Source organism: Saccharopolyspora sp. NPDC050389 (assembly GCF_040655595.1).
In the GTDB taxonomy this organism is placed as follows: domain Bacteria; phylum Actinomycetota; class Actinomycetes; order Mycobacteriales; family Pseudonocardiaceae; genus Saccharopolyspora.
Genome location: NZ_JBFAKG010000204.1, coordinates 1 through 4,309, shown reverse-complemented (window position 1 = coordinate 4,309; position 4,309 = coordinate 1). Strand labels below are relative to the sequence as shown.

The window sequence follows — 4,309 nt, the reverse complement described above, 5'->3', positions numbered from 1 at the left end:
TTGCGGCCGCCCCTTCGGGGGTGAACGGCTTGACATCCGGCCCGCAGCCCCGGTTCGGCTTTCTATCGCGGGGATGGCCCGGTGTGGTCTGGCACGTTGGCGTCTTGCGTTGCGGGGCGGCGGTTTCCGGCTCGGCTGGGGCTGGTGGCGGTTCGGTTTCGGGTTGATCCGTCGCGGTTTTGGTTCGTGGTCGGCTTTCTTTGGTGGGTTGCCGGAGTCGTTGTGGGGCGGTTATTCATCGGGGGCGCTTCGGCGTGTGGTGATCGCGTCGGGTTCGGGGGTGGGTCGTGCGTACTTTGGATCGCTATGGCGGATCAAAGTGGGTCTTCGAACTTAACCGTGCCCGGTGGGCACGGTCCGCTGTCAGGGTCTTGACGGGTGCAGAACGCCCGTGACGCTCTGTGATTCTTCGAGTTGCGACGCTTGAAGGATCACGTGAAGGGCCACGGGCTTGTCCAACGATACGACGCGGCTGTTCGGCTTGGTCGGGGTGGAGGTGGTCGGCGTCGAGGTCGGCGCCGACGACATTCCGATGCTGGCCCTGGTCACCTGCGATGAGCAGGCCCGATGCTGTCCCGACTGTGGGGTGCGGTCCGGGCGGCCGCACTCCTGGGTACGCACTCGTCCGCGGGACCTGCCCGTGGCCGGGCGGCGAACCGGTCTGACCTGGACCAAGCGCCGATGGCGGTGCGTCAACGAGCAGTGCCGGCGCAAGACGTTCACCGAGGCGCTGCCGTCGATCCCACCGCGGTCGCGGTTGACGTCGCGGCTGCGTACCTCGGTCGGGGAAGCGGTCGCCGACCGCGGACGGACGGTGGTGCAGGCCGCGCGCGACTTCGAGGTGTCGTGGCCGGTGGCGAACACCGCGTTCACGGCCGCGGCCGAGGCTGCGCTGCCGAAGGACACGCCGCCGGTGACGCACCTGGGGATCGACGAGACCCGACGCGGGAAGGCGAAGTTCCGCCTGGTCGAGGCGCCCGACGGCGGTGAGATCTGGGAAGTCGTCGCCGACCGGTGGCATGTCGGGCTGGTTGACCTGGTCGGCGGTGCCGGGCTGCTGGGGCAGGTCGAGGGCCGCACCGCGGCGAGTGTGTCGGCGTGGATCGGCGCCCAGACTCGCCAGTGGCGGGCCGGGGTCCAGGTGGTCGCGATCGACATGTGCACCGTGTTCAAAGCCGCGGTGCGCGACTCGCTGCCGCACGTCAGCACGTGGTGGCCGCAGATCCTCGCCGCGATCACGACCGGCGTCACCAACGCCGCCTCCGAAGGGATCAACAGGGCGATCAAAACCGACGCCGTTCATCTTTACGCGAACGCGTTGTAAGTCAAGTATCGCCGAACCCTGATCGGGAGATGCATAAAGGATTCATATAAATCTGCTATGCTTCAGGCATGAGTCGCCGAGACGCCGCGCACGGCGCTTCCGATGCCATCGGGTCAGCCCTCTACGGTCTGGCCACCAGGGCCGTGAGACGCCTTCCCCGCGACATGAGCCTGACGTCCGCCGCCACCTTGGCCACCCTGGACAAGGCCGGCCCGCGACGGATCACCGATCTGGCGGTGGCCGAGGGCGTCACCCAGCCCGCGATGACCGTCCTGGTCCGGGTGATGGAGGAATCCGGGCTGGTCGAGCGGAAGGGCGATCCGTCCGACAAGCGGGTCACGCTGGTGTGCCTGACCGAGGCCGGCGCGTCGTACGTCCGGACGCGACGCCAGGCGGGCGTCGACGCGTACGCGCGGTTGATCGACGAACTCACCGGTGACGAGGTCGAGGCCTTGGCAGCAGCCCTTCCGGCGCTGCTGCATCTGGCGGAGCTCGAAAGCCACGCCCGAGAGGAGTCGGACCGGTGACCGCGGCCCAGGCTCATGACCAGCCCATGAGCACTGCCCTGATACGTTCCGAGGCACGTCTGCTGGTCCCCGCCCTGATGTTCATCGCCCTGGTCGTGGCGGCGGTCGCCAGCCTCGGGACGCCGCTCATCACCAGCGTGGCGACCACGTTCCACGTCTCCCTCGACAGCGCGCAGTGGACGCTGACCATCGCCCTGCTCAGCGGCGCCGTCGCCACACCCGTCCTCGGCCGGCTCGGAGCCGGTCCGCACCGGCGGGCCACGATTCTCGCCACGCTGGCGATCGTCGTCGTCGGCAGCGCGCTCACCGTGCTGCCGCTGCCGTTCGCCTGGCTGCTCGTGGGCAGAGCGGCCCAAGGCGTCGGACTCGGTCTCACGGCGCTGATGATGGGCGTGGCCCGCGACCATCTTCCCGAGGAGCGCAGCGCGGCCACGATCGCCCTGATCTCAGTGGTCTCCATCATCGGAGCCGGCGTCGGCTACCCGCTGGCCGCGCTGCTCGCCGAGTTCGGCGGACTGCGGGCCGCCTACGGCCTCGGCCTGCTCGTCACCGCCATCGCCTTCGTGACCGCGTGGCGCTCCATGCCCGCAGCTCCCGAAGGCCGCTCCGCTCACGTGAACGTGGCCGGTGCGCTCGTCCTGGCGGGTGGACTACTCCTCGTCCTGTTCCTGGCCGGCGAGAGGAGCCTGTGGAGCCGACACCTCGCCGTGGCGGTGACCCTTGCCGTCGCCGCCGTACTCCTGCTCTGCGTCTGGACCGTTTCCGAACTGCGAACCAAGACGCCCCTGGTCGACGTCCGGGCGGTACGGCACCCGGCGGTCGCCGGGGCGAACATCGCCATGTTCGTCGGCGGGAGCGGCATGTACCTCCTGCTCACGCTCATCACCCGCTACGCGCAGACGCCGCACAGCGCCGGCTACGGCTTCGGACTGACCACCTTCGTGGCAGGGCTGGTCCTCATCCCGTTCTCCGTGCTGGGGTTCGTCGCCGGCAAGCTCACGCCGCGGGTCCGCGAACGGATCGACGGCCCCCTGCTCCTGGCCGGCAGCGCCGCCATCGTCGGCGGCGGGTTCGTCCTGTTCGCCACCGCCCGGTCCAACCTGGCCGAACTGCTCGCGGCCATGGGCGTGCTGGGCTTCGGCGTCGGCAGCTTCTCGGCCGCCATGCCCGGCGTCATCCTGGCCGTCACCCCCAAGAGCGAGACGTCGAGCGCCATGAGCTTCAACTACGTCGTCCGCAGCGTCGGGTACTCCCTGGGCAGCGCCATCGGCGGTCTGGTCCTGGCCGCCGGCACCGCCACGGGCCGCCTCTTCCCGAACGACGACGCCTTCACGACCGCGGCGCTGGTCGGCGTCGCCGCGATGGCGATCACGACGATGGCCAGCCTCGCCCTCGCCCGCCGACGCTCACCCGAGACCAATCCGATCACAGCCCCAGTCGGTGTGCCGGGCCTGGGCCGGTCGAGTTGAACCGGAAGCTGAGGATCGAAGCCGTCCGACTTCGACGCCGTCTCCGTCGGCTCGCTGACCCACAGCGCGCCGGCCATGGATCTGAGCATGCTTCTGAGCATCAATTCCGAACACAGGAGGTACCGTGGTCAAGGGCTATTGGGTCAGCGCCTACCGCACCATTGCGGACCCCGAGAAGCTGGCTGCCTACAACAAGCTGGCTGGTCCAGCCGTCGAGGCCGCGGGCGGGCGGCTGCTCGCCCGCGGCAGCCGGGTCGTCGCACACGACGCCGGAATCGCCGAGCGCACCGTCCTGATCGAGTTCGACAGCTTCGAACAGGCGGTCGCCGCACATGCGAGTGCGGCCTACCAGGAGGCGCTGGCCGCACTTGCTGACGGCGTCGAGCGCGACTTCCGCATCATCGAAGGCCTCGACTGACGATCGAGGCTGCGTCGGCGACGAACACGAAGCCGTATCAAAGTGCTCACGAGTCACGGCGCAGCGGTCGATCGCGGCCGACGATGGGGGCGTTGCGGGTTCGGCGCGCTGGCGTTTGTGTTGACGCGGCGGGGTTTTCGTGAACGGTGGTGGGTGTTTCACCTGATCAAGCGACCTTAAAAAACGTGCGAACGCGTGTTCGAGTCAGGGATAATTGTGGCATGCCGCCGTTGGTGAATGCCCAGGACTCGACCGCGGAGGCGATGCCCTCACAGTTGGTGGTGTCATGCTCCGATGCCGAACTCACCGCCCGCATCCAAAGCTTGGAACAAGAGATGCGGGTGTTGATGTGGGAGCAGTTGCAGTACATCGCCGAAGCCGACCACCGGGGCATCCACGCCGAGACCGGTTCCCGGTCGCTGCAAGTCTGGTTGCAAGGGCTGCTCAACATCGATGCTCGTGACGCGAAAACCCGGGTGACAGTGGCCCGCAATGTTGAGGACCGGTACACCCTGCACGGCGAGCTCATGCCCGCCGACCTGCCTCACACCGCTGCCGCTTTGTCCGAGGG

Annotated in this window: 5 protein-coding genes; all 5 read left to right on the top strand. The window is 68.5% G+C overall.

From position 1 onward, the window contains the following. Window positions 1–451: 451 nt before the first annotated feature. Window positions 452–1,324 carry a transposase gene (locus AB0I53_RS49325; protein WP_358618102.1) on the top strand — a complete coding sequence of 291 codons (873 nt, stop codon included), beginning with the start codon at window positions 452–454 and terminating at the stop codon, window positions 1,322–1,324. Between the two features lie 68 nt (window positions 1,325–1,392). Continuing rightward, the gene (locus AB0I53_RS49320) at window positions 1,393–1,851 is read left to right on the top strand and encodes a MarR family transcriptional regulator (protein ID WP_358618100.1); all 459 of its coding nucleotides are present in this window, start codon (window positions 1,393–1,395) and stop codon (window positions 1,849–1,851) included. A 26-nt stretch (window positions 1,852–1,877) separates the two neighbouring features. Continuing rightward, entirely contained in the window at window positions 1,878–3,320 is a 1,443-nt protein-coding gene (locus tag AB0I53_RS49315) for an MFS transporter (RefSeq protein ID WP_358618098.1), read from the top strand. Between the two features lie 124 nt (window positions 3,321–3,444). Next, window positions 3,445–3,738 carry a DUF1330 domain-containing protein gene (locus AB0I53_RS49310; protein WP_248966384.1) on the top strand — a complete coding sequence of 98 codons (294 nt, stop codon included), beginning with the start codon at window positions 3,445–3,447 and terminating at the stop codon, window positions 3,736–3,738. A 221-nt stretch (window positions 3,739–3,959) separates the two neighbouring features. Then, window positions 3,960–4,309, top strand: a 350-nt coding sequence (locus AB0I53_RS49305) for a DUF222 domain-containing protein (protein ID WP_358618095.1), incomplete at its 3' end; no start/stop codon positions are given.

Coding starts and splice junctions, on each gene's coding strand:
- AB0I53_RS49315 (WP_358618098.1), top strand. CDS start 1,878: ATGAGCACTGCCCTGATACGTTCCGAGGCACGTCTGCTGGTCCCCGCC.
- AB0I53_RS49320 (WP_358618100.1), top strand. CDS start 1,393: ATGAGTCGCCGAGACGCCGCGCACGGCGCTTCCGATGCCATCGGGTCA.